Annotated in this window: 24 protein-coding genes and 1 tRNA gene; 18 read left to right on the top strand and 7 right to left on the bottom strand. The window is 41.0% G+C overall.

Annotated features, from left to right (window positions below):
• Window positions 1-341: 341 nt before the first annotated feature.
• The 8 genes from rpmH to rsmG all read left to right on the top strand — a co-directional run bounded on the left by rpmH (window position 342) and on the right by rsmG (window position 7,165).
• Complete coding sequence (rpmH, locus tag K0036_RS18890) at window positions 342-476, top strand: 50S ribosomal protein L34 (RefSeq protein ID WP_004607108.1); 135 nt, start codon at window positions 342-344, stop codon at window positions 474-476.
• A gap of 49 nt (window positions 477-525) precedes the next feature.
• The gene (rnpA, locus tag K0036_RS18885) at window positions 526-867 is read left to right on the top strand and encodes a ribonuclease P protein component (protein WP_173694722.1); all 342 of its coding nucleotides are present in this window, start codon (window positions 526-528) and stop codon (window positions 865-867) included.
• 6 nt (window positions 868-873) lie between these two features.
• The gene (yidD, locus tag K0036_RS18880) at window positions 874-1,086 is read left to right on the top strand and encodes a membrane protein insertion efficiency factor YidD (protein WP_081702077.1); all 213 of its coding nucleotides are present in this window, start codon (window positions 874-876) and stop codon (window positions 1,084-1,086) included.
• Window positions 1,087-1,116: 30 nt separating this feature from the next.
• Window positions 1,117-2,184, top strand: a complete 1,068-nt coding sequence (locus K0036_RS18875; protein WP_025640979.1) for a YidC/Oxa1 family membrane protein insertase — start codon at window positions 1,117-1,119, stop codon at window positions 2,182-2,184.
• Between the two features lie 12 nt (window positions 2,185-2,196).
• Window positions 2,197-3,048: an RNA-binding cell elongation regulator Jag/EloR gene (jag, locus tag K0036_RS18870; RefSeq protein WP_220430407.1), complete on the top strand. Its 852-nt coding sequence runs from the start codon at window positions 2,197-2,199 to the stop codon at window positions 3,046-3,048.
• A gap of 64 nt (window positions 3,049-3,112) precedes the next feature.
• Entirely contained in the window at window positions 3,113-4,528 is a 1,416-nt protein-coding gene (mnmE, locus tag K0036_RS18865; protein WP_173694724.1) for a tRNA uridine-5-carboxymethylaminomethyl(34) synthesis GTPase MnmE, read from the top strand.
• Window positions 4,494-6,398 carry a tRNA uridine-5-carboxymethylaminomethyl(34) synthesis enzyme MnmG gene (gene mnmG / locus K0036_RS18860; protein WP_220430406.1) on the top strand — a complete coding sequence of 635 codons (1,905 nt, stop codon included), beginning with the start codon at window positions 4,494-4,496 and terminating at the stop codon, window positions 6,396-6,398. The genes mnmE and mnmG overlap by 35 nt, the downstream gene beginning before the upstream one ends.
• A 53-nt stretch (window positions 6,399-6,451) precedes the next feature.
• Window positions 6,452-7,165 carry a 16S rRNA (guanine(527)-N(7))-methyltransferase RsmG gene (gene rsmG, locus K0036_RS18855; protein WP_220430405.1) on the top strand — a complete coding sequence of 238 codons (714 nt, stop codon included), beginning with the start codon at window positions 6,452-6,454 and terminating at the stop codon, window positions 7,163-7,165.
• Window positions 7,166-7,246: 81 nt separating this feature from the next.
• Here the strand turns inward: rsmG and K0036_RS18850 are convergent, their stop codons facing one another.
• Window positions 7,247-8,206 carry an alpha/beta fold hydrolase gene (locus tag K0036_RS18850; protein ID WP_025640985.1) on the bottom strand — a complete coding sequence of 320 codons (960 nt, stop codon included), beginning with the start codon at window positions 8,204-8,206 and terminating at the stop codon, window positions 7,247-7,249.
• Between the two features lie 650 nt (window positions 8,207-8,856).
• Here K0036_RS18850 and K0036_RS18845 point away from each other — a divergent pair.
• The 6 genes from K0036_RS18845 to K0036_RS18820 all read left to right on the top strand — a co-directional run bounded on the left by K0036_RS18845 (window position 8,857) and on the right by K0036_RS18820 (window position 13,471).
• A complete protein-coding gene (locus K0036_RS18845; protein WP_025640986.1) occupies window positions 8,857-9,621 on the top strand; it encodes a ParA family protein in 765 nt (254 codons plus the stop codon).
• 16 nt (window positions 9,622-9,637) lie between these two features.
• Complete coding sequence (locus tag K0036_RS18840) at window positions 9,638-10,552, top strand: ParB/RepB/Spo0J family partition protein (RefSeq protein ID WP_025640988.1); 915 nt, start codon at window positions 9,638-9,640, stop codon at window positions 10,550-10,552.
• A 4-nt stretch (window positions 10,553-10,556) separates the two neighbouring features.
• A complete protein-coding gene (locus K0036_RS18835) occupies window positions 10,557-11,096 on the top strand; it encodes a DUF4446 family protein (RefSeq protein ID WP_025640989.1) in 540 nt (179 codons plus the stop codon).
• A 40-nt stretch (window positions 11,097-11,136) separates the two neighbouring features.
• A complete protein-coding gene (gene serS / locus K0036_RS18830; protein ID WP_220430404.1) occupies window positions 11,137-12,423 on the top strand; it encodes a serine--tRNA ligase in 1,287 nt (428 codons plus the stop codon).
• Window positions 12,424-12,442: 19 nt separating this feature from the next.
• Complete coding sequence (locus tag K0036_RS18825; RefSeq protein WP_025640991.1) at window positions 12,443-13,321, top strand: DUF3881 family protein; 879 nt, start codon at window positions 12,443-12,445, stop codon at window positions 13,319-13,321.
• 78 nt (window positions 13,322-13,399) lie between these two features.
• Window positions 13,400-13,471 (top strand) — tRNA-Arg (locus tag K0036_RS18820).
• 60 nt (window positions 13,472-13,531) lie between these two features.
• Here K0036_RS18820 and K0036_RS18815 read toward each other — a convergent pair.
• Complete coding sequence (locus tag K0036_RS18815) at window positions 13,532-14,395, bottom strand: AraC family transcriptional regulator (RefSeq protein WP_259283352.1); 864 nt, start codon at window positions 14,393-14,395, stop codon at window positions 13,532-13,534.
• Between the two features lie 141 nt (window positions 14,396-14,536).
• Between K0036_RS18815 and K0036_RS18810 the strand changes: the two genes are divergently transcribed.
• The 4 genes from K0036_RS18810 (at window position 14,537) to K0036_RS18795 (ending at window position 22,569) form a co-directional block, all read left to right on the top strand.
• Entirely contained in the window at window positions 14,537-16,777 is a 2,241-nt protein-coding gene (locus tag K0036_RS18810) for an ATP-binding cassette domain-containing protein (RefSeq protein ID WP_220430403.1), read from the top strand.
• Window positions 16,778-16,884: 107 nt separating this feature from the next.
• The gene (locus K0036_RS18805; RefSeq protein WP_220430402.1) at window positions 16,885-19,767 is read left to right on the top strand and encodes a response regulator; all 2,883 of its coding nucleotides are present in this window, start codon (window positions 16,885-16,887) and stop codon (window positions 19,765-19,767) included.
• 102 nt (window positions 19,768-19,869) lie between these two features.
• Entirely contained in the window at window positions 19,870-21,636 is a 1,767-nt protein-coding gene (locus K0036_RS18800) for a diguanylate cyclase domain-containing protein (RefSeq protein ID WP_025640997.1), read from the top strand.
• Between the two features lie 33 nt (window positions 21,637-21,669).
• Complete coding sequence (locus tag K0036_RS18795) at window positions 21,670-22,569, top strand: GGDEF domain-containing protein (RefSeq protein ID WP_220430401.1); 900 nt, start codon at window positions 21,670-21,672, stop codon at window positions 22,567-22,569.
• A gap of 44 nt (window positions 22,570-22,613) precedes the next feature.
• Here K0036_RS18795 and K0036_RS18790 read toward each other — a convergent pair whose 3' ends face one another.
• Genes K0036_RS18790 through K0036_RS18770 form a run of 5 tightly spaced genes read right to left on the bottom strand, consistent with a single transcriptional unit; the run spans window position 22,614 to window position 25,521 of the window.
• A complete protein-coding gene (locus K0036_RS18790) occupies window positions 22,614-23,675 on the bottom strand; it encodes a type IV pilus twitching motility protein PilT (protein ID WP_044954939.1) in 1,062 nt (353 codons plus the stop codon).
• 15 nt (window positions 23,676-23,690) lie between these two features.
• Window positions 23,691-24,185, bottom strand: a complete 495-nt coding sequence (locus K0036_RS18785) for a hypothetical protein (protein WP_220430400.1) — start codon at window positions 24,183-24,185, stop codon at window positions 23,691-23,693.
• Window positions 24,186-24,233: 48 nt separating this feature from the next.
• The gene (locus tag K0036_RS18780) at window positions 24,234-24,704 is read right to left on the bottom strand and encodes a hypothetical protein (protein WP_173694733.1); all 471 of its coding nucleotides are present in this window, start codon (window positions 24,702-24,704) and stop codon (window positions 24,234-24,236) included.
• Window positions 24,701-25,186: a DUF4860 domain-containing protein gene (locus K0036_RS18775; protein WP_173694734.1), complete on the bottom strand. Its 486-nt coding sequence runs from the start codon at window positions 25,184-25,186 to the stop codon at window positions 24,701-24,703. The genes K0036_RS18780 and K0036_RS18775 overlap by 4 nt, the downstream gene beginning before the upstream one ends.
• Window positions 25,187-25,188: 2 nt before the next feature.
• Window positions 25,189-25,521 (bottom strand): hypothetical protein, encoded by a 333-nt coding sequence (locus K0036_RS18770; protein ID WP_220430399.1) that lies wholly within the window; start codon window positions 25,519-25,521, stop codon window positions 25,189-25,191.
• Window positions 25,522-25,527: the final 6 nt, after the last annotated feature.

The following is a 25,527-nucleotide window of genomic DNA, read 5'->3' as shown; positions in this document are numbered from 1 at the left end:
TTCAGCAAACTCCTAATCTATCCAATTCGTGGTTTTTTAAATAAAGACCCACACTTATATATTTTACATCAAAATAGGAATTTAAGCAATCTTTAATCCATGTGGATAACTTTATTCACAGTTTAAAAAGGCTTGTTTTAAACAAATAAAATCAAAAATATTTTAATATCCACACATTATCCACCTAAAATTAACAGGTTATCCACAATTTGTGGATAAAATAATTTATAAAAATCCAGGTTTTGCTTGACGTAGAGCCATTTTTTTAATATAATCAAAACTGATGTCTTAGAAAAAAAAGTAGGGGTATTCCCTTATAAAATATAAGGAGGTGGATATCTATGAAAATGACATTCCAACCAAAAAAGAGACAAAGAGCTAAGGTTCATGGATTCAGATCAAGAATGAGCACGGCAGGTGGAAGAAAAGTACTTGCTAGCAGAAGAGCAAAGGGAAGAAAGAGATTATCAGCGTAGGCCGCATATATGTGGCCTTTTCTTCTCTAAAAATTAGGAGAATCAGGCAATGAAATATTCCGAATCACTGAAAAAAAACAAGGATTTCCAACTTGTATATAAGTGTGGAAAATCTTATGCGAATAAGTATCTGGTAATGTATATTAAGGAAAATAATACCAGAAAGAACCGATTGGGAATATCTGTAAGTAAAAAAGTAGGAAATAGTATAGTACGACACAGATTGACTAGATTAATCAGAGAAAGCTATAGATTGCAAGAAGACAGATTCAGATGTGGAATAGATATCGTTGTAATAGCAAGAATAGGCGCAAAGGGTAGAACCTATAAAGACATTGAGAGCGCATTGCTTCATCTGGGACGTCTTCATGAAATTATAGATTTGGGGTAACGTATTATGAAAAAGATTATGTTAGGCTTAATCAGGTTTTATCAGAAGTATTTATCTGGCCTGAAGAGTTATTCTACATGTATCTATTTTCCAACCTGCTCTCAGTATGCTGTAGAAGCGATTGAAAAATATGGCGCTTTCAAGGGTGGACTAATGGCGGCTTGGAGAATATTGCGTTGTAATCCCTTTGCAAAGGGTGGATATGACCCCGTTCCTTAATGATTTACAACTACAATGGAGGAAGAGAGTATGACGTTTAGTTTACTGACTGCTGCAAACTGGCCTATTGTCGGTCAGATTTGCTGGTTATTAGGTAAAGTTATGAACTTTATCTATACCATATTAGATAGTATTCTGCCAAGTGACAGCGGGCTTGTCGGATTATCAATCATTATCTATACAATATTAGTATATACATGCATGATGCCGCTGACAATTAAGCAGCAGAGGACGGCAAAGATGTCTTCTGTGATGAATCCTGAACTTCAGGCGATTCAGAAGAAATATAAGAATAAAAAAGATCAGGCTTCCATGCTGAAGCAGCAGGAAGAGATGCAGCAGGTATATGATAAATATGGAACATCAATGACAGGCGGATGTCTTCCTTTATTGATACAGATGCCATTCCTGTTTGCCTTGTACCCGGTTATCTATGATATTCAGTCTTATGTGCCGGCAATCAAGAATGCTCCGGATGCTGTAAATAGATTTATTACCATTCCGAATCTGACGGTTTCGCCTACAGCTATGATTAAGAACAGCGGAGATTATGGTCTCCCGGCTGCGGTAATCATTGTAACGGCAATCCTGCTTCCAATTATATCAGGTCTTACGCAATATCTGAGTATCAGGCTTTCACAGTCTATCTCAGGCCAGCAGCTGGACAAGGATAATCCGATGGCTGGAACCATGAAGACAATGAATATGACTATGCCTCTGTTTTCCATCTTTATGGTATTCACGCTGCCGACAGGTATTGGTCTTTACTGGATTATAAGTGCGGTAGTACGTTGCGTACAGCAGTTGATGATTAACAAGCATCTTTCTAAGATGTCCGTAGATGACTTAATTGAGAAGAACAGGGAAAAAGCTGCTAAGAAACGTGAGAAGCGGGGCGAGAAGGCGGAGAGAATCAATGCTATGGCTCAGACAAATACAAAGAGCATAAAGGAAACCGCTAAGCGTAACGTATCAAGCGTAAGCGAGAAGGAAAAAGAAGAAAAGGTAGCAAAGGCAAAGGAAAATGCCAAGAATGCAAAAGCCGGAAGCCTTGCATCAAAAGCAAACATGGTTAAGAAATTTAATGAAAATGATTAGGGGGCGGCTATCATGGAATACATTACTGTGTCAGCAAAAATGTTGGATGATGCAATTACCGAAGCATTGATTCAATTAGGCGTAACAAGCGATCAGCTGGATTATGAAGTTATTGAAAAAGGCAGTGCAGGCTTCCTTGGTATAGGAATGAAGCAGGCAGTCATCAAAGCCCGCAGAAAAGTCGTAGAAGAGCCGGAAGCAGAGATTGTGGAAGAGGCAAAGCCAGAGCCTGCAGTTATAAAAAAGGAAGAGCCCAAGCCTGTTAAGAAAGAATTTACGAAGAAGGAAACTATAAAAAAAGAGACAGTAAAGAAAGAGCCGGCAAAGAAGACATTCATAAAGGAAGAAGCAGTCAAGGAAGCAGCGCCTTCCGTTAAGAAGGAAGCAGATCTGGCAAAGGTTGAGAGCCAGACAATCGAGGCTTGCGAAAAGTTTATCTATGATGTATTGAAGGCAATGGATATGACGGACGTGAAGGTGACATCCGTCGTTGATGAAGAAGGTGCCCTTTCGATTGATATGGAAGGAAGCAACATGGGAATTCTTATTGGCAAGCGTGGACAGACTCTTGATTCGCTTCAGTATCTTACGAACAGAGTCGCCAATAAGATGCAGGAAGGATATGTCCGTGTCAAGCTTGATACGGAAGATTACCGTAGAAGAAGAAAGGAAACCTTGGAAAATCTTGCGAAGAACATTGCAAGCAAGGTAAAGAGAACGAGAAGGACCGTTTCTTTAGAGCCGATGAATCCATATGAAAGAAGAATTATTCATTCCGCACTTCAGGGTGATCCGGCAGTATCCACACATAGTGAGGGAGAAGAGCCTTATAGAAGAGTTGTCGTAACTCTTGTACGTAAATAAAAGTAAGAAAGTAGGGGTTAGGATATGACCCCTATTTTTTTCTATATTAGAACTGGAGGAAATCATGAATAATCATTATGATACTACAATTGCTGCTATTTCTACGGCTATGAGTAATGCAGGAATAGGGATTGTAAGAATGAGCGGATGTGATGCATTTGAAATAGCGGACAAGGTATATAAGGGAAAGAAGAATAAGAAACTCTCCCAGCAGCAATCCCATACGATTCATTATGGATATATTACAGATAGAGGGAAAGAGATTGATGAAGTCCTCGTAATGATTATGAGAAGCCCTCATAGCTATACGGGGGAAGATACAATAGAGATTAATTGTCATGGCGGCGTATATATTGTAAAGAAGATTCTGGAACTTCTGATTGAAAATGGAGCAAGACCGGCAGAACCCGGAGAGTTTACCAAGCGCGCATTCTTAAATGGGCGTCTGGATCTATCCCAGGCAGAGGCAGTCGGCGATCTAATCGTATCCCAGAATGAGTATGCGTTGCAAAGTTCAATAAACCAGTTAAAAGGCAGCATTAAGAATAAAATAAATGACATAAGAAAAGAAATAATTTACCATACAGCATTTATCGAGACGGCATTGGATGATCCTGAGCATATCAGCGTTGATGGGTATGGGGAGGAATTGGGTTCTGTTGTCCGGAAATTAAAAAATGAAATTGAGAAACTATTGCGTACATGTGATGATGGACGTCTTATAAAGGAAGGAATTCAGACGGTGATATTAGGAAAGCCGAATGCCGGAAAGTCTTCCTTGCTCAATGTGCTGCTGGGTCAGGATAAAGCGATAGTGACGGAAATTGCAGGAACCACAAGGGATGTGCTGGAGGAACATATTAATCTTCAAGGGATCTCTTTAAATATTATGGATACTGCAGGAATCAGGGATACAAAAGATGTGGTGGAGAGAATTGGCGTAGAAAAAGCAAAAAGTCATGCAGATAAGGCAGATTTGATTATCTACGTGATTGATGCATCAACAGAATTAGATGAAAATGATCATGAAATATTAAGTCTTATAAAAGGAAAACCTTCTATCATATTGCTAAATAAATCGGATTTAGATATGATAGTAACAAAAGAAAAAGTTCAAAAGGCATATTTTGCAAGTAATCCTGCAAAAAAAAGTGGCGAACAAATACCCATTATTGAGATTTCTGCCAAGAATAACCAGGGAATTGAAGAATTGGAAGAAAAACTAAAGGATATGTTTTTTGAAGGAAATCTTTCATTTAATGATGAAATTTATATTACAAATATTCGTCATAAGACTGCGCTTCAGGATGCTTATCATGCGCTGGAGAGGGTAACAGAAAGTATTGATGCCGGAATGCCTGAGGATTTTTATAGCATTGACTTGATGGATGCATATGAATCTCTCGGAGGCATTACAGGCGAAACGATAGGAGAAGATTTGGTAAATGAAATATTCAGCAAATTCTGTATGGGTAAATAAAGATGGATATGATGTAGTAGTAATTGGAGCAGGACATGCGGGATGCGAAGCTGCCCTCGCGACGGCAAGGCTAGGATATCAGACAATGGTATTTACCGTCAGCGTAGACAGTATAGCATTAATGCCTTGTAATCCTAATATAGGAGGCAGTTCCAAGGGACATTTGGTTCGGGAGATAGATGCGCTTGGAGGAGAGATGGGCAAGGTAATCGATCAGACCTTTATCCAATCAAAGATGCTCAATAAGTCAAAGGGACCTGCGGTTCATTCTCTCAGGGCCCAGGCAGATAAGGCATGGTATAGCAGAACGATGAGACAGGTTCTGGAGAATCAGGAGAATCTTGATATAAAGCAGGACGAGGTTGTCAAGATATTTGTAGAAGAGGGAAAAGTTACCGGAGTTCAGACTTTTTCCGGGACGATATATCCGTGCAGGGCGGTCATACTTTGTACAGGTACTTATCTTCGCTCCCGCTGTATTTATGGAAATGTGAGCAATTATACAGGGCCAAATGGGCTCCAGGCTGCTAATCACCTGACAGACTGCCTGAAGGAATTAGGGATTAAAATGTATCGGTTCAAAACTGGGACGCCTGCCAGGATAGACAAAAATTCTGTGGATTTCAGCAAAATGGAGGAACAGTTTGGGGATGAAAAGGTGATTCCATTTTCATTTACCACTGACCCGAAAGATGTGCAGATTGATCAGGTATCCTGCTGGCTGACGTATACGAATCCAAGAACTCATGAGATCATCAGAAAGAATCTGGACCGTTCTCCTTTATTTTCTGGTATGATCGAGGGAACCGGACCCAGATACTGCCCTTCTATAGAAGATAAAGTTGTAAAGTTTGCCGACAAGGACAGGCATCAGGTATTTATCGAGCCGGAAGGCCTGGAAACGAATGAAATGTATATCGGGGGAATGTCCAGCTCACTGCCGGAAGATGTTCAATATGAAATGTATCGGACAGTGCCAGGGCTTGAAAATGTTAAGATTGTCAGGAACGCATACGCGATAGAATACGATTGTATTGATGCCAGACAGCTTAGACCTTCCCTTGAATTTAAAAATATCAGCGGTCTCTATAGCGGAGGGCAGTTTAATGGAAGTTCCGGATATGAAGAAGCGGCGGCCCAGGGGCTGATCGCTGGCATAAATGCAGCCAGGAAGCTGCAGGGAAAAGAGAGCATAATATTGGACCGATCTCAGGCCTATATTGGAGTGTTGATTGATGATCTGGTAACAAAAGAAAGCCATGAGCCATACAGAATGATGACTTCGCGCGCAGAATACCGCCTTCTTCTGAGGCAGGATAATGCTGACCAGAGGCTTACAAGAATAGGCTATGAGGTAGGACTTATATCAGAGGAAAGATACCATCGCCTGATTCAAAAGGAAGAATTAATTGAAAAAGAGGTAAAGCGCCTGGCTCATGCCAATATTGGCGCTAATGCAAAGGTTCAGAATCTGCTTAAGTCGTATGGAAGTACTCCGCTGTCTTCTGGAACTACCGTTGCGGAATTGATTCGCAGGCCGGAACTTTCTTATGAGATGCTGGCAGATATAGATGAAGGCAGACCAGTACTTCCTGAGGAATTGGACGAAGAGGTTGTAGAGCAGATTAATATATCCATCAAATATGACGGATATATCAGCAGGCAGAAAAAGCAGGTGGAACAATTTAAAAAGCTTGAAAATAAGAAGATTCCGGAAAACATTGATTATGATTTGGTAAAGAGTCTGCGATTAGAAGCCTTACAGAAATTAAAAGAGTATCGTCCCGCTTCCATAGGACAGGCATCGAGAATATCTGGCGTATCGCCTGCAGATATATCAGTACTTTTGGTTTATCTTGAGATGAGATAAAGTCTTGGCGTATTTAAGACAAATGGCGGAGATGAGAAATAGTGGAGAGTATTATGGAACATATATTAGAAGAAAAACTAGAAAAACTAGGAATACAAATCAATGATATCCAAAGGAAACAGTTTGATGATTTTTACCAACTTCTGATTGAATGGAATAAAGTGATGAATCTTACGGGGATTACGGAATATGGGGAAGTGGTGGAAAAGCATTTTGTAGATAGTCTTTCCTTGGTTGAAGTATTGAATATTGAGAATGTAAATTATGTAATAGATGTGGGTACAGGAGCAGGATTTCCAGGCATACCTTTGAAGATTACATTTCCTCACCTTAGAATTACACTACTGGATTCTCTGAATAAGAGGATAAAGTTTCTTGATACAATTATCAAAGAACTTGGACTGAAAGATATTTATACAATTCATGGAAGAGCAGAGGACTTTGCAAGACAGGCAGAATACCGTGAAAAATATGATTTATGCGTTTCAAGGGCAGTAGCAAATCTTGCTACGCTCAGTGAATATTGTCTGCCATATATACGGGTAGGGGGTATGTTTGTTTCCTATAAGTCCGGAAATATAGATAAGGAAATATCTGAATCTGAAAAAGCGGTTCAAATACTTGGCGGCGAACTGGAAGATATCTATAAATTCCAACTTCCAGGTACAGATATAGGCAGGTCTTTTGTGAAGATTAATAAGATAAAGAGTACAGGCAAGAAATTTCCAAGAAAAGCAGGTTTACCATCAAAGGAGCCACTAAAGTAAAGATTAAAACAAAGAGTGAGGTAGCAGTATAATTGATTCTGTTACTTCACTCTTTATTATTTAGAATATTTTCTCTACTTATTAACAATTTCCAAGAAGTATATTTACCTTATTTACAAAATCGCTGGATTTTTCTAATTGAGGCAGATGCTTAGTTTCTTCTACGCCTTCGATTTCAATGGAAGGTAATATATTCTTATACATATCTGCTACACTCACATTTTCAGGATTTCCATCACCAGTGACTATGAAAATACTGTTAGTTAAAGACTCCAGACAGTGAGAGATGTTTACTGTATTATAATGGCCACATTGACTGGCAAACAAATATTTGGACAGTGCGTTTCCAGAATGGGCGGTTTCATAATAAGTGTTTATTATACTTTCATCAATATCTTCAGAATTATAATAATAATTCATTCTAAACATTTCATCAATATTTTTCTTTCTTGTCAGCATATTGTATAAGAATGTTCCGAAGATTGGTAGATTAATAAATCGGGTAAGTACCTTCGTTCTTTTAGATGGTATCTTTGATAATAATTTGATGTTAGGTGGATTCACAAGAACAATCTGGTCTATTATTGTCGGGTCGTTTTGACAGGCTGCTATGGCAAATGAGCCAGACTCACCGGTTGCAATAATATCCGTCTTATCTCCAATTACATGCTTAATAAAATCAGTTAAAAGTTGTACATATAAATAATTAGTATAAGTAAGATTAGGCTTATCAGATCGTCCACAGCCTAAAAGATCCAGACAATAAACAGTATTGGTTTTTGAAAACTTATCTATAACCTTATTCCATTCATAAGCAGAACTGGAGGTGGTTAAATCGTGTATTAGCAGGAGCGGTTTTCCATCGCCCTTTTTGGTATAATATATTTTTCCAAATTTCCATTCATAGTATGAACCTGATGGGTTACTTAATAAGTTATCAAGCGTTGCTGAAAAGTATACAAATTTATTTATCATATGTATCGTTAGTGTGGATAATCCAAGTAATGCTGTACCGGCTGCAAGTTTTTTCTTCCAACTCATACTTATACCCCTCTTTCTATAATAATATCTGTATGAAAAGATAATATTATTATACTACAGATTAAGTTTTATGTAAATGTTTCACGTGAAACACTGAAGTACTTATATAATTAATAATATTCTACTACGAAGAAAAGTATATATGATTGAATATTCCGAGTCGCGTTAATTAAAATAATAGAAAATAATTAAAGATGAACAACTTGATAAAATATATTTAAAAATATAAATTTGAATATCTACTATCAACAGAATTAAGAATGAAACAGATTTATCAAAAAACAGTTTTTATTAGGTTGTTAAGGAACATAAATGTTGTTTTGGATATACGGTAACACAATAAAACATGTAAATAAATAATTATAAAAAATAAGTAATATAAAAGTTTTACAAAGTTTAAAAGTATGTACTTTAAAATAAGGAAGGTTTTATTTAACTTAAACATTAAACACCAGCGCTATTTAATTAAGAATTAAACCAAGAATGTTTCACGTGAAACATTCCGTGAGGAAAATTAACCAAATATAAAATGTTTCACGTGAAACATTTATGAATAATAGAAAAACTATGTTTCACGTGAAACATTTTGTAGATAAGTACTATAAAAAGTGTTATACTAAATCTATGCTAAAAAGAAAGGTGATTAATAAATGGGAAGAATTATAGCTATCGCCAATCAAAAGGGCGGAGTAGGTAAAACAACAACTGCAATAAATCTATCCGCTTGTCTTGCCGATAAAGGTAAAAAAGTTCTTGCCGTAGACATGGATCCCCAAGGAAATATGACCAGCGGTCTGGGACTGGATAAAGAGTCTATAGAAAAAACGGTATATGATATGATAATCGGTGAATCTGATATAGAGGAAGTGTTGCAGAAAGAAGCAATGGAGAATCTAGATGTACTTCCTACAAATATAGATTTATCAGCAGCGGAAATAGAACTTATAGACGTTGAAAATAAGGAGTTTATTGTTAGAAATTCTATACAGAAGATACGGGATAATTATGATTTTGTTATTATTGATTGTCCGCCGTCGCTGAGCATGCTGACAATCAACGCAATGACAACGGCAGATTCTGTTTTAGTTCCTATCCAATGTGAATACTATGCATTGGAGGGGTTAAGCCAATTAATTCATACAGTAGAATTGGTAAAAGACAGATTGAATCCGGATTTGGAAATAGAAGGCGTAGTATTTACTATGTACGATGCCAGAACAAATTTGTCATTACAGGTTGTGGAGAATGTAAAGGACAATCTTCAACAAAATATTTATAAAACAATCATACCAAGAAATATTCGTCTTGCTGAAGCACCGAGTTATGGTATGCCGATTAATCAATATGATCCAAAGTCAGCAGGTTCCGAGAGTTATATGAGACTTGCTGATGAAGTAATAAGTAAAGGATTGTAAACTATAGGAGGATGCAATGGCAGTAAATAAAAAAGGACTGGGAAAAGGCCTTGACAGCCTGATTCCAAACAACAGAAATGTAAAACCTGCTAATCCGGATATATCGACAGAACAGGTGAAGCAGCCAGAGTTAAAATCTGGAGAGCAAATGATGAAGATTAATATGGTTGAGCCTAACAGAGATCAGCCAAGAAAAAATTTTGAAGAAGATGCGCTGCTGGAATTAGCGGATTCTATCAAGCAATTTGGAGTATTACAGCCTTTGCTGGTGAGGAAGAATAAGGATTATTATGAAATAATTGCCGGTGAGAGAAGATGGAGAGCGGCAAAATTGGCTGGCATAAAAGAAGTGCCAGTAATTATAAAAGATTACTCTGAACAGGAAATAGTAGAGATAGCATTGATAGAAAATATTCAAAGAGAAAATCTGAATCCGATTGAAGAGGCTATGGCATACAAGAAACTTCTTGAAGAGTTCAACTTGAAACAGGATGAGGTAGCTGAGAGAGTATCGAAAAGCCGGACAGCAGTAACTAATTCTATGCGTCTCCTTAGATTAAATGATAAAGTGCAGCAGATGATCATAGACGATATGATATCTACAGGACATGCCAGAGCGTTGCTGGCTATAGATGATAAAGAGCAGCAATACATATTGGCAAATAAAATATTTGACGAGAAGTTAAGCGTCCGCGAGACAGAGAAACTTATAAAGGATATTAAGAACCCCAAAAAACCGAAAGAAAAAAAGGTAATTGAACACGTATTTATATACAATGACCTGGAAGAGAAGATGAAAGAAGTTATGGGTACAAAAGTAAGTATAGCTTCGAAGGGAAAGGGTAAAGGTAAGATAGAGATAGAATATTATTCGGATAAAGAATTAGAACGTATGTTCGATATGATAATGAGTATTAGAAGGGAAGAATAAATATATGGAAAGTAGTATACTTAAGAAATTAGCAATAGATCCGGCATTCATTTTCCTGTTCATACTGATTTTGATTGTCGTGCTGTTTGTGCTATACGTGAACGTAACGATGAAGTATAATAGATTAAAAAGTAGTTATGCCTCGTTTATGCGTGGGAAAGATGGAAAGACTTTAGAAGAGAGCATGAAGGACAAGTTCTCGGAGGTGGATGCCATCCTTAAGATTACCAAGCAGAACCGTCTTGATATCAAAGAAATCAGCAAAAAGATGGAGAGCGATTATCAGAAATTAGGAATCGTCAAATATGACGCTTTTAATGAAATGGGTGGCAAATTAAGTTTTGCGCTGGCAATGCTGGATGGCAATAATAGCGGATGGGTCATTAACGCTATGCACAGTAGAGAGGGCTGCTACACCTATGTTAAGGAAATCGTAAAGGGCGAAAGTTATGTAGAATTAGCGGAAGAAGAGGCGGAAGCACTTGATAAGGCTATATTTAAGGATGCCTACGACATTAACGCTAAAAATATTAAAGGAAAATAAGATAAAGAGATAATATATAAGAAATGAGGAGGATATATATATGTTAGACATTAAATTTGTAAGAATGAATCCTGATGTAGTAAAGGAAAATATTAAAAAGAAATTTCAGGATGAAAAGCTGCCTTTAGTTGACGAAGTACTGGAACTGGATAAGAGAAACAGGGATATTAAACAGGAAGTAGAAGCGCTTCGTGCTGACAGGAATAAGATTTCTAAGGAAATCGGCGCATGCATGGCTCAGGGAAAGAAGGATGAGGCAGAAGAATTAAAGAAGAAGGTTCAGGAGAATGCTGACAGAGTAGAATTCCTTTCCACAGAAGAAAAGGAAGTTGAAGCAAAGATTAAGAAGATCATGATGACAATTCCAAATATCATTGATCCTTCCGTACCAATTGGAAAAGACGACAGCGAAAATGTTGAAATAGAGAAGTTTGGCGAGCCGGTGGTACCAGATTTCGAGATTCCATACCATACAGAAATCATGGAAAGTTTTAATGGAATCGATCTTGAGAGTGCTGGAAGAGTTGCGGGAAATGGCTTTTACTATCTGATGGGAGATATTGCAAGGCTTCATTCTGCTGTGCTGTCTTATGCCCGCGACTTTATGATTGGCCGCGGATTTACTTACTGTATTCCGCCATTCATGATCCGCAGCAATGTAGTTACCGGTGTTATGAGTTTTGCCGAAATGGATGCCATGATGTATAAGATTGAAGGAGAAGACTTGTATTTGATCGGAACAAGCGAGCATTCCATGATTGGAAAATTCATTGATACTATGCTTACAGAAGACCAGCTTCCACAGACACTGACCAGTTATTCTCCATGCTTCCGCAAGGAGAAAGGCGCTCATGGAATCGAGGAACGTGGAGTATATAGAATTCACCAGTTTGAAAAACAGGAAATGATAGTTGTCTGCAAGCCTGAAGAAAGCAAGATGTGGTACGATAAATTATGGCAGAATACGGTAGATCTGTTCCGTTCAATGGACATTCCTGTGCGTACTCTCGAATGCTGCTCCGGAGACCTGGCAGATCTGAAAGTAAAATCTTGCGACGTAGAAGCATGGTCCCCAAGACAGAAAAAATATTTCGAGGTGGGAAGCTGCTCTAATCTCGGGGATGCCCAGGCAAGAAGACTTGGAATCCGCGTAAAAGGCGAAGATAGCAAATATTTCGCGCATACGCTGAATAATACGGTAGCTGCGCCTCCGAGAATGCTGATTGCATTCCTTGAAAATAATCTTCAGGCAGATGGATCCGTTAAGATTCCAGAAGTTTTACAGCCATATATGGGTGGAACTACAAGACTCATACCTAAAAAATAATTTTGGTAAGGAATATGATATGCATCAATACCTGAAAGCAATTGGATTTGGAAATATCAAAGGCAAAAGAGAATTAAATGCAATCCTAAGGCAGACGGAAGAGTCATTTACCCAGCATAACCTTATATCCAGGGGAGACGAAATGGACTTCTGCGAATACCAGAAAGAGTTTGGCGCGGGAATAGGCCTGGCTCTATGTGGCGACATGGATATAGATGAATGCTTTGACCGTCAATATTACTATCCATACTTTTTCGGTACAGGAATAACCTCACATGCAGATGTTTTTGTAGAGCGAAGAATGGACCGGGAAGCATATGTAGGGATATGCGAAGATATCAAGATAGGAATCAGCCTGATATTCTACCTTCAGAATACAGTGGAATATTTAAAGGAAAAACAGTTGTCCAAAAGCAGCATCAAATATACTTCCGTGACTTTGTCCGGCCTTTGTAATGGGGGAACAGTCTTGTTCCCTGTATCAAAGGATAAGGAGCAGGAAAAGAGACAGCAGGAGGAGACGCGCAACAGGATGATGCTCTTAAGTGCGGCCAAAAGCGGCGATCCCGTGGCAATTGAAAGCCTGACTCTCGATGATATTGATACATACTCAGAAGTATCAAGAAGGCTGATAAGCGAAGATGTATTCAGTATTGTGGATACATATATCATGCCCTATGGGGTGGAATGCGACTGTTATTCTATCATGGGAGAGATTCGTGAATTCCAGCAGATGGAAAATGAATATACAAAAGAGGAACTGTATATTATGAAGCTGGAGGTCAATGAACTGACTTTTGATGTATGCGTGCCTGTAAAGGACGTAGTAGGAGAGCCTGCAGTGGGGAGAAGATTTAAAGGAAATATATGGATGCAAGGAAGGATTAATTTTAAGTAATTGACAATTGATACCAGTTTGAAGTATAATAGGAGGGCACTAAGGTGCTCTCCTGAGTAAATAAACAAAATAGTACATGTTCCCTTAGTTAAATGGATATAACAAGTGCCTCCTAAGCACTAGTTGTGAGTTCGATTCTCGCAGGGAACGCTAAAATCAGCGCTTTTCATGAAAAATGAAAGGCGCTGTTTTTTTAGTCTCTTTTAGTTCCTATTTTATTGGAATATAAATCTTTACCTGATTATCCGGGTCATCAAATGATCGCACCTCGCGCTCATATACTTCAAAGTCCTCCTGGTCATCCAGTTCTTCCTTCGTTATTTGCAGCCATGTGCCATAGATATACTGATACGTTTTAAAAAGATTCAGAAAGGTGCCTCTATGAGTGAAAACGGCGTACTTGCCTCCACTTAGAATCTTGCCGGTCAGTGGATATGGAAGATCATCAAAATGATCTACCTGGCTGCCTATGATAACTGAAAATGATATATTTCCATCTTTCGTATAGGTAGTCTGCTTCGTCTCGCAGATGCTATAGCCCGCACCCGCCGTCTTTAAATATTTCTTATGAAAACGGAGATATTCCTCCCATAGTTCTGGAATCTCGTTATCAAAGAGTGATACGGTTCCACGGATACCAGCTATTTTTTGTTCCTCCGCAATAAGAATTTCAGGAGAATGAGATATATTGTTGGCGATATGAGCAACATCCTCAGGCTCCAGTTTTTTCTTAGCGCTGGTTACCAAATCAAGACCTGCTTTTCGATAGCCGGCCGGGCTGCATCCAAATGCCGTCTTAAAAGCCCTGCTGAAGGCTTCTGGTGATTTAAATCCACAATCAAGCGCGATGTCAATAATCCTCTGATCGGAATAGATCAGTTTTTCTGACGCGTTGTAAAGTCTGCGTCGATTGATATAGTGGCCAACAGATTCGCCTAATACAGAAGCAAACAGACGCGTCATGTGGTAGTATGAATAGCCGGTCTCTCTTGACACGTCGCTCAGGCCAATATTTTCATTCAAATGTGCCTCAATGTATTCAATTGCTTTTTCCAAAGGGGTTGATTGTTTCAAGCAAGCACCTCCTGACATAAGTCTCATTATAGCATAGAATCCGTGAAGAAACCGCAAAAAGTATCATGTACGCCTTCCATAGATTCTGTAAAATGATACTATGCATCTAATCATAATAGCAAGTAAAAGGAGTATATGAAAATGGCAGATATCATTGTTCATGGTCTTACGCAAAATAATCTGAAGCATGTCACATTTACAATTCCAAAGGAGAAAATCACGGTGTTTACCGGAGTTTCAGGTTCCGGCAAGTCCAGTATCGTCTTTGACACCATTGCCGCTGAAGCACAGCGGCAGATGAATGCAACCTATCCGGCATTTGTACGGTCCAGGCTTCCCAAATATCCCAAACCGGCAGTGGAACGGATTGATAATCTAACGGCGACTGTCGTGGTGGACCAGACTCCTCTGGGAGGGAATGCACGATCGACGGTGGGTACCATCAGTGGACTGTACTCCAGCTTGCGGCTGCTATTTTCCAGAATTGGGCGACCCTATGTAGGCACAGCATCCTATTTTTCCTTTAACGACCCCAATGGGATGTGCAAGACATGTTCCGGGCTAGGAAAGATAACAAAAGTTGATATAGAAGCAATCTTAGACCTGGATAAATCCTGGAACGAGGGCTGCGTGAAGGATTCCCTGTACCGGCCTGGCTCCTGGTATTGGAAGCAGTATGCCCAGTCCGGCCTGTTTGATCTGGACAAGCCGATTAAAGAGTATACGCAAGAAGAATATAGCCTCCTTCTCTATGGCGCCCGCGATGGCAGTAAAGAGCCGGAGAATCCGAAAGTGACCGGCCTGTACCATAAGTACGCGAAGACTCTTCTGAACCGGGATATCAGTAGCAAGAGCAGGCACACCAAAGAAAAGTCGCAGAATCTGATTGTGGAAATGGAATGTAACGAATGCCACGGACAGCGGCTGAACAAAGCGTCTTTGGCCTGTAAAATAAACGGATATACTATCGCAGATATGTGCCAGATGGAGCTGACGCTGCTTCGGGAGGTCCTGTCGCAGATTACGGATAAGACGGTAGAGGTAGTGGTGCAGACGATCATAGAAGGGCTGGACAGAATGATTGAGATAGGCTTGCCCTACCTTCACCTGAACCGGGAGACACCTTCTCTGTCCGGCGGTGAGGCACAGCGGCTGAAACTAGTCCGGTACATGGGAAGCAGTCTGACCGGGATGACCTATATCTTTGACGAGCCAAGCGCTGGGATGCATCCCCGGGATGTCTACCGTATGAATAACCTGCTTAAGAAACTTCGGGACAAGGGGAATACCGTTCTTGTAGTCGAGCATGACAAGGATGTGATCTCGATTGCGGATCATGTAATCGACGTGGGGCCTCAGGCAGGGCAAAATGGAGGACAGATTGTTTTAGCGGGTAATTATCAGGAACTGCTTACGGCAGATACCCTGACAGGGAGAGCAATGCTAAAAACCATGCCGGTCAAACAGAAGCCTCGCAGGAGCGTGGGAAGCCTGCCGGTAAGGGATGCCTGTCTCCATAATTTGAAGCATGTAGATATAGACATACCGCTGGGAATTATGACCGTTGTGACAGGAGTTGCCGGATCAGGAAAGAGTACCCTCATCTCCCAGGTATTTGCAAACCAGTATGAAGATGATATTGTAATGGTGGATCAGGGACCTATCACGGCAACGAGCCGCTCTACTCCGGCCTCTTATCTGGGATTTTTTGATGAGATACGCAAGATTATGGCGCGGGAGAACGGCATGCCGGACAGCCTGTTCAGCTTCAATTCTGCCGGCGGCTGCCCGGTTTGCGGTGGCAAAGGGGTTATCGTTACCGAACTTGCCTTTATGGATCCAATCGTAACGGAATGTGAGGCCTGTGGAGGGATGCGGTATAATAAGGAGGCGCTTGCCTGTACCTATAAGGAAAAGAATATCGTCGAATTGCTGGGATTGACCGCCTCGCAGGCAATGGAGATATTTGAAGATGCCAAGATCAGGAAGCGTCTGAGAGTCATGCAGCAGGTAGGGCTATCCTATCTGACGCTGGGACAGCCTCTCAGTACGCTCTCAGGAGGCGAGCGCCAAAGGATCAAACTGGCAAAGAACCTTGGAAAAAAGGGAAGCATTATTGTGATGGATGAGCCGACCACCGGGCTTCATAGGTCGGATATTGAAAATCTCTTAAAATTGTTCGATATGATCGTATCCCGTGGGAATACCCTTGTGGTGATCGAACACAATCTGGATGTAATGAAGCAGGCGGACTGGATCATCGATATCGGTCCTGACGGCGGCAAGAACGGTGGAGAGGTGGTATTTGCCGGAACGCCAGCAGACATGATAAAAAGCGCTAAAACGCTAACAGCTGAATGTCTTCGGGCATCTCTTTTATGAGAGAAAAAAAGAATAATTTCACTTTTAACCGTAATATGGTAATATATTTATAATAGGATACGGTTAATAAGATGATCATGCATGTCAGGGAAATGAAGGAATAAAGAATGAAGAATAAAGATCAGGATGATATCATAGCTCTATCGGATAAGATACTAAAGAAATATTTCTGTGAAAATGATCTGGATTACTTTCTGTCCATGCTTGCGGCGGATGTAGTATGGATTGGAGGCGGGAAGCATCAGATGGCCGAAGGGTATGAGGATGTAAGCAAAGCTTTCAGATCAGGCCAGGATGAGATGATGCCTTTTCGGATGTCCGAAGAAAAGTATGTGGCCATGCCATTGGGAGATGACTATTATCTATGCGAGGCGTACAGTTATATGTCCGCTCTGAATGTGGAACATATCAGCATCAATAATTATCAGAGATGTTCCTTTGTATTCCGCAGGAAGAAGGATGGATGGGAAGTAGTCCATATTCATAATTCTTTACCTTATGGTCCTATGCAGGATGGGGAACTATTTCCTGTAGAAGCAGCTCAAAAAGCCTACGATTTGCTGGAATATAATCTTAATAAGGCAAATGACGAGATACGTCAGCAGTCGGAGTTCCTGAAGCAGCTCTATGATACGGTACCATGCGGCATCATACAGTTTGCTACAGACACATCCCACCGGATCATTCACGCCAATAGGCGCGCGTGGGAGATCTATGGATATACGGAAAAGGAATACTGGACATTGGTGCGGGATCCATTTCAATTTGTACTGGATGAAGAGAAGGAGAAATACAGGAATCTGGTAGAATCCCTGGTAAAAAACGGAGATATCGTATACTACGAGAGAGAAGGAAGCAGGAAGGATGGAAGCAGATGCTTTGTAAGCGTAGCAATGGAACGCCTGGTGAACGCAAATGGCGAGGAAGTAATACAGGCTGTATTTAATGATATTACAGAGACAAAGAAGCTTGAGATTGAACGCGAGCAGGAGCAGAGGCTTGAGAATCAGCTGTTAAGGGCAGCCATCCAGGCTGGATATCCGCTGATCTTAAATGTGAATCTTACGAAAAATACCTACAATTATATTTGCTCAGAAGCCTACATACTGAGACTTGAGCATAGAGATACATATGACGGATTGCTTAAGAGCACCCGGTCTTTTGTATACCCTTCTTACCAGGAAGTATTTGATGCTATATTTACACGGGAAAATATGGAGAGGGAGCTAAGCAACAATAATGGAGAGATCTACACCGAAATCCGGCAGATGGGAAACGACGGGGAATATCATTGGATCTCTATTCATGTGATATCAGTAAAAAATCCTTATGGAGAAGATTCCTATGCCGTCATGCTGTTTCGCATACTGGATGAGCAGAGGGCAGAGAAGGCAAGGCAGGAGCAGCTGCTTAGAGATGCTTTGGCGGCAGCTAAGGCAGCCAATAACGCTAAGTCTGAATTTCTTTCCAGAATGTCCCATGATATTAGGACTCCTATGAATGCAATCATTGGAATGAGCGCGATAGGGCAGCTGAAGGTGGATGACCGCAGGCAGGCTTCCAATTGCTTTAAGAAGATTGATGATTCCTCCAGATATCTTATGTCCCTCATTAATGATATCTTAGATATGTCAAAGATTGAAAGCGGCAAGATGATTCTTAAAAATGAGAAGTTTGACATGTTTGAATTTCTTGGAAATATAACTACGATTATATATCCCCAGGCGGAACTTAGAAATCTGGAATTCGAAATGTACTATGAAGAGCCGCTGCAGCAGTATTACATTGGAGACGAATTGAGGGTAAAACAGATTCTTATGAATCTGCTGTCCAATTCCCTGAAGTTTACGCCTCAAAATGGAAGCATTAAGCTTAGTATCAGAGAAATGAGGCGAACCAATGGCTATGCTTATCTGCTGTTTCAGGTTATGGACACAGGAAGAGGCATGTCGGAGGAGTTTCTGAAAAAATTATACCAGCCTTTTGAGCAGGAGTCGGCAGACGTAGCAAGGAATATGGTGGGAACAGGGCTGGGCCTTTCTATCGTGTATAATATTGTTCAACTTATGGGAGGTACCATTGAGGTTGAGAGCAAGCTTCAGGAAGGAACTACTTTTTCCGTAGAAATCCCGTTAAAACCTTCCGAGGATGATGCCTGGGAAGAACAATTAAGAAAGCAGAGAGAACTTCTAAAAGATATGTATATACTGATCGTCGATGATGACAGCCAGGTAGGAAGCCAGGCAGCAGCCATTCTTGGAGAGTCGGGCGCGTTAACGGTCTGGGCTGATTCTGGCAGAAAGGCTATAGATGAAGTAGAGAAAGCGCTCAGATGCGGACACATCTATAACCTGGCTTTGATCGACTATAAGATGCCGGGAATGGATGGCCTGGAAACGACCAGGCAGATCAGGAAGATCGTAGGACCTGAGACAATGATTATCCTTCTCTGCGCATATGACCATACGGAAATCGAGGAGGAGGCTTATGAAGCGGGAGCGGACTACCTGATAACCAAACCCGTTTTCAAAGAGAATCTTTGCAATACTTTGTGGAAGGCCAGCATGTCTGTGCAAGATCAGGAAGAGGAAGAAAATATCAGCCTTTCTGCACGCCATATCCTTCTTGTAGAAGATAATGAGTTAAATAGAGAGATTGCTAAGATGATACTGGAATTGGACGGCGCGGTTGTGGAAATTGCAGAAGACGGGAGGCAGGCCGTTGACAAATTCCTCCAGAAATCCGAAGAATATTATTATGCAATCCTGATGGATATCCGCATGCCTGTCATGGACGGAATTGAAGCGACCAAGATGATCCGAAGATACGAGGAAGAAAGAGATAAGAAGGTACCCATCATCGCGATGTCTGCCAATGCATTTGATGAAGATCAGAGGATGGCCTATGAGGCAGGCGTAGATGAGTATCTGATCAAGCCCGTAGAATCAAAACAATTATATAAAGCGTTACATAGCATAAAGAACCCTTGATTTTGGGGGTTCTTTATTTTATTTTCTTTTACAAATGCAGGAAGATGATGTATAATTTCCGTATATCAATATTTTGGTGATCTTTATTAGGGAGGTAGACATATGCAGGATTCCGGATACTTTCAGAAAATGGCAGAAGGATTAATTCATACCTATTATCTTGAGCAAGACTGGAATGCTGCATTATCATACTTCGACCGGAATCAAGTATCGTGGATTGGGGTCAGCGATCAGGCAATGGCCCTTGATTATGATAAGCTTAAAGTCTTTTTTGAGAATGGGTGCAACAGCAAGTATGAAATACGTCTTCTGGATGAGAACTATAGCATGGTGAGCAAAGGAGAAGATTTTGCTGTAGTCATAGCACAGTTTTTAATTAATTCCAGAGTGGATAAAAATGGATTTTTCAGTCTGAGACAGAGAGCCTCATTTATATTCCATCTATGCAGCGGCCAATGGAAGGTGACGCATATGCATGTATCCGCTCCCAATTCCATTGTAAGAGAGGAAGAATATTATCCGGAGGAGATGAGCGTAGAAAATTACAGGCTCCTGAAAAGGCTTCTGATTGAAAAGACGCAGCAGATGGAAATGCTTGCCCAGACAACGGCTGGAGGGATGAGAGGAAGCCTTGATGATGATGACTATACGTTCTTCTATGTAAACGATGAACTTTGCAATATGCTAGGATATACTTATGATGAGTTTATGGAGATGAGCGGGGGAACAGCAAAAGGGGCTATCTATCCGCCAGACGTCGCGAAGGCTATGAAAGATTGCAGGGAATGCTTCAAAAAAGGGGACGAATATAAGACAGAATACAGAATCCGAAAAAAGGATGGCACCCTGCTGTGGGTTATGGATTACGGAAAAAAGGTAAGGAATGCAAATCAGGAGTCTATTATTAATAGTATCCTTACTGATATCTCAGAGATCAAGGAGACGATCGGACAGCTGGAGATGGAAAAAGAGAGAAACGAAATAGTTTCAGAATTGTCGGACGACATTATCTTTGATTATAATATGAGAGAAGATGAACTACAGGTATTCTATCCAGCATCTGTTGCTGGTGAGAAAGATAAAAAGATCATAAATAATGCAAGAGTTTCTGAAGGGTGGAAAGAGTTAGGAGTATCACCGGAAGATGAGGCAGAGATTTATGAGAAAATAATGGGTATATCTAATGATAAGATCAGCAATAAGACGATTAAGGCAGAATACCAGATAGCAGATGGGAATGGCAAGAATATCTGGCGAAGGGTGCTGATGAGAGGAGTATTTGATTCTGAAGGAAATCTTGCAAAAGTAGTTGGGAAAGTGGTTGATATCAGTTCAGAAAAGGAGCTTATGCTCCGATCTAGCACAGATTCTCTTACCAGCGCTTATAATAGAAGCTATCTGGAACTGGCGGTAAAAAAGGCTATAAGAAATAAAGGCGTTGACTTATACTATGCCTGCCTGCTGATAGACATAGACTTTTTTAAGGAGATTAATGATAAGTTCGGGCATTTGCAGGGAGACTGCGTATTGATAGAAGTCGTAAAGATGTGCAGGACTTTATTTCGTTCAACAGATATCGTCGCACGGCTGGGCGGCGATGAATTCATGATCTTCATGCGTGATATATATGATCAGAAAATTGTTCTTGAAAAGGCTCGTAAGATGCTTGATATAGCAGAAAATTATTGTATCAGGGAGGGCCTGCCCGATCGATTAAGCCTGAGTATGGGAATTGTGATTGATGATGATGTAGCAACGAATTTTAAACAATTATATCATCAGGCGGATATTGCATTATATCAGGCAAAACAGAATGGACGAGGCAGGTATGTTGTTTTTGAGGAAGGAATGATGCATCCATCGGATTAAAGGTAGCATGTGTGAGATGTGAAAGGAGTAAGTATGGCATATAAAGATTTGCTGACCGGGCTGAGTACCAGGAACGAGTTGGAAGATTTTATGAGCAGTCACCTAAAAAATGGGCACTCAGGGATGCTCCTTGAAATTGATATACATGATTTTCGAGGAATTAATCTGAAGTACGGATATCAGATGGGAGACAGGCTATTAAAAAGAGTTGCGCAGATTGCAGAAAATATGGCTGAAGGATGTGGAGTGGCAGCAAGGATAGGACCGGATATATTTGCTATATTTTTTACAGAAGTAGCGAAAAGGGAGCAGATCTATCAGAATCATAATAATATCAGCCAAATGGTAGAAAAAGCAGGCCAGGAACTGGAGATGGAAGATTCCGTCTTATCAACTGCCGTGCTGGTCTATGCAGCAGAATACGAGAGACCGGGAAAAGTGTTCCAAAGAGCGTCAATTGTAATGGTTTCCGAGAAAAGGAAAGTGTCAAAAATCGAAGTTCGCCATAACGGGCCTGTTTTTAAAGATATGTCTGTTATCAGTGAGGAATTGAAGGAAAAGGGCAGCGTGGAGGGGGCGTACCTTCAGGATTATGAGACGTTTAAGAGAATCTATCAGTTTGTGGCAAGAGGGCTTGAGCGGAGTGGAGATTCTGCTTATCTTCTGCTGCTTACTTTGGAGGAAGATGAAGATAAGCTTGATCCTGAAAGGCTGGAAGGCTTGATGGAGGAACTGTACGAAATAATCCGTAATGCACTGCGCAAAGGGGATGCTTTTACACAGTATAGCAGTAGTCAGTATCTTTTGATGGTTTTGGGAACTTCTTCAGAGAATGCCAGGAAGATAGGAGAACGCATAAAAAGCAGGTATGAAGCCGGCTTAGAGAGAAAGATATGTTCTGATATAGAGTATGATATCTATCCATTAGGATAAAAAAGATAATGGCCGGCGTTTTTCGCGCCGGCCATTATTTATGTTTAAAATTTCTTTCTAAGCATATCTGGATTAGTGGCAAATGCAAGTGCTGTATCAGCGGAGATGATATTTTCCTTGAACAGCTTCAGAAGGCTTAAATCCATGGATACCATGTCCTCGTTGGCTGAAGAATAGAGGATGCCGTCAATCTGAGGAATCTTATTGTCACGGATCATATTACGGATAGCAGGAGTCACGGTCATGATTTCGAAGGCTGGGACCATCCTTCCATCAATGGATGGCACGAGCTGCTGAGATACGACTGCCTGAAGCACCATGGACAGCTGGACAGCAATCTGACGCTGCTGGTTAGGCGGAAATACATCGATGATCCGGTCAATGGTATTGGCAGCTCCAATGGTATGAAGCGTGGAAAAGATAAGATGGCCGGTCTCGGCTGCCGTCATGGCTACCTGCATCGTCTCATAATCCCGCATCTCTCCCAGGAGGATGACATCCGGACTCTGACGAAGCGATGCTCGAAGCGCAGTAACGTAACTCTGAGTATCTACATTGATTTCCCGCTGGCTTACGATGCTTTTATTGTGCCGGTGCAGGTATTCCAAAGGGTCTTCAAGCGTGATGATATGCTTGTCGTAGCTCTTATTAATATGATCAATAATACAGGCAAGGGTGGTGGACTTTCCACTGCCGGCAGGACCGGTAACAAGAACCATCCCCTTTGAATAGTGGGCAAAATTAATAATCTTGTCCGGCAGCCCGATTTCCTTTGGATCAGGAAGAGTAAAGGTTATTATCCTTATGACGACGGATAATGCGCCTCTTTGCTTATATGCGCTTACCCGGAACCTGGACAGTCCGGGAATCGCGAATGAAAAATCATCGTCTCCTGAATCTTCAAGATTGGATATTGGGCGATTTCCGGCAAGCTGGTAGATCTGTCCGATAACCATTCTGGTATCTTCCGGCAAAAGACGGCATTCATCTTCTCTGGCAATCACCCCGTTAATCCTCATGGAAACGGGAAGCCCGGCTACGATAAACACGTCGGAGGCACCTGCCCGTACGGCGTTTTCTAGTAATTGCGATGTATTCAAGTTCATAATGGATATTCCTCCTTATTCTTCACCGATTAATTGGATGCTATTGTCGCCCTTCCATTCTTTGGTATTGATTTCCTTCCAGGCGACAATCTGATAATAATTGCTTGATCCATTGGATGCTATTTCCGTAGGCGACAAGATTCTTAACTGTACGAAAACTGCCTGGGAATCATTCATATCAGCCTGGTATGAGATCAGGGGATTCTCTTTTGTAAACGTCCGGGAGATTTCTGGAAGGCTGTCTTTGATCTGCTGATAGTAATCATCATCAGACTCGGCGCCTTTATATGCGATGTCCAATATATGGTCAATTTCCGCAAGTTTTGTCTCCGCCTGTCCGGAAGCCTTATAATACTCTTTGGAATGGTCGGCCATCTTCTGGCTGAACCTGTGATCTGCCGCGGCAGATGATAAGGAAAGCGCGGCAAAGGTGACCATGCAAAGGATAATGAAGATCATCAGCAGCGATACGGTACCTATATTTGTAATCGAAAAGTTTTTCTTTTTCATGGCAGCTCCTTATAAAATATTCCCTTTTTCATCCCAGCGTAGTACTGACTATGGATGAAGAGGGGGATGAAGGCTTACATTAAGCGAATAGACAGGCTTCTTTTTCTCAGAAGCCTTATATGCATCTATGCAAAATACGCAGAGGGATTCCTCCTGCGTTTTCCTGACCTCTATATAATATGTCGCGTTTTCGGAAGTACAGCGGTTCCAGCTGGCATCATAGTATATGGTTAAACAATTGCCATCTACAGCGATATCCGGGTATTCAGAGGCAAGAAAACTGGAGATTCCTTTCATATCCATGGAAGAAGAATCCGGGGATTTCAAGGCATAGGCCAGTAGCTCCGCGATATTCTCGGACTGGTTCACAGCCATATTCAGATCATTGGTATCCTGTCCCATCTGGCGGGATGCAGTAAAAATACGCAGACAGAAGGCGCTTACCAGGGAAAAGAAAAGAATTGCAATAATGATCTCCATCAGGAACATGCTGGAGTGCCGGTTCAATGACTGTTTCATGGCGTGCTCCTTTCTGCGACAAGAGACGAAGACTTCCTGCCATCTTTGTCTGTAAATACAAATCGAAATAACCCTTCTTCAATTTCTTCCATTTGGAATGACTCAAGTTCCATAATGTCCTTCCCGCTTTTCAAAGAGGCTGACACGCCGTCGCGTATAAATAATTCCTTCAGGCTTCCATCGTATTCATAGATATAGGTGGTATATGCAATTCCGTCAGAGTTTCCTGCAAGAGCAAGACAGTCACGTCCGTCTACAGACTGGATGGACATGCCGCCACCTTCATCATTCTGGCGTATCTTCTCATTGACATAGGCTAGGGAGGTGCGGGCAACATAATTGCTGCTGGATTCTTTTGTCTGCGTATTATAAATGTTGGCAGAGAGAACCAGCACGGCAAAGGAAGAAGCCGCGAATACAAAAAATACCGCTAATGGAAATATAAAATCTATGACATGTCTATTCTGGCTACGGAATCTCACGCCTACTCCTCCTTTTTGATAATCGTTACATCAGGCATTATATTGGAGCCCAGAGGCTGATAGTCTACAAAAAATTTTTCTTCATCATAGTGGAGCCCGTAACTCTTCTTCAGATAGTCGAGACTCTCCGGATAATTCCCCTCTACCGCATAGCACTGGGTAATACTTCGCGTCAATGCAGTTTCAAGAGTCCGATACTCCTCCTTGTCAGATTCGCTGGAGACGGACATGACAGAGAGATAGAAACATAGTAATACGGCAAGAAAGAACGATAAAGAAATAATAATATTTCTAAGGTATGAACTTTTTCGGTTTCTTTCAAAACGGTGCGTCATAAAAAC

This window comes from [Clostridium] scindens (assembly GCF_019597925.1).
GTDB lineage: Bacteria > Bacillota > Clostridia > Lachnospirales > Lachnospiraceae > Clostridium_AP.
Note: the sequence above shows the minus strand (reverse complement) of the source record. Positions and strands in the feature narration are given on the sequence as shown.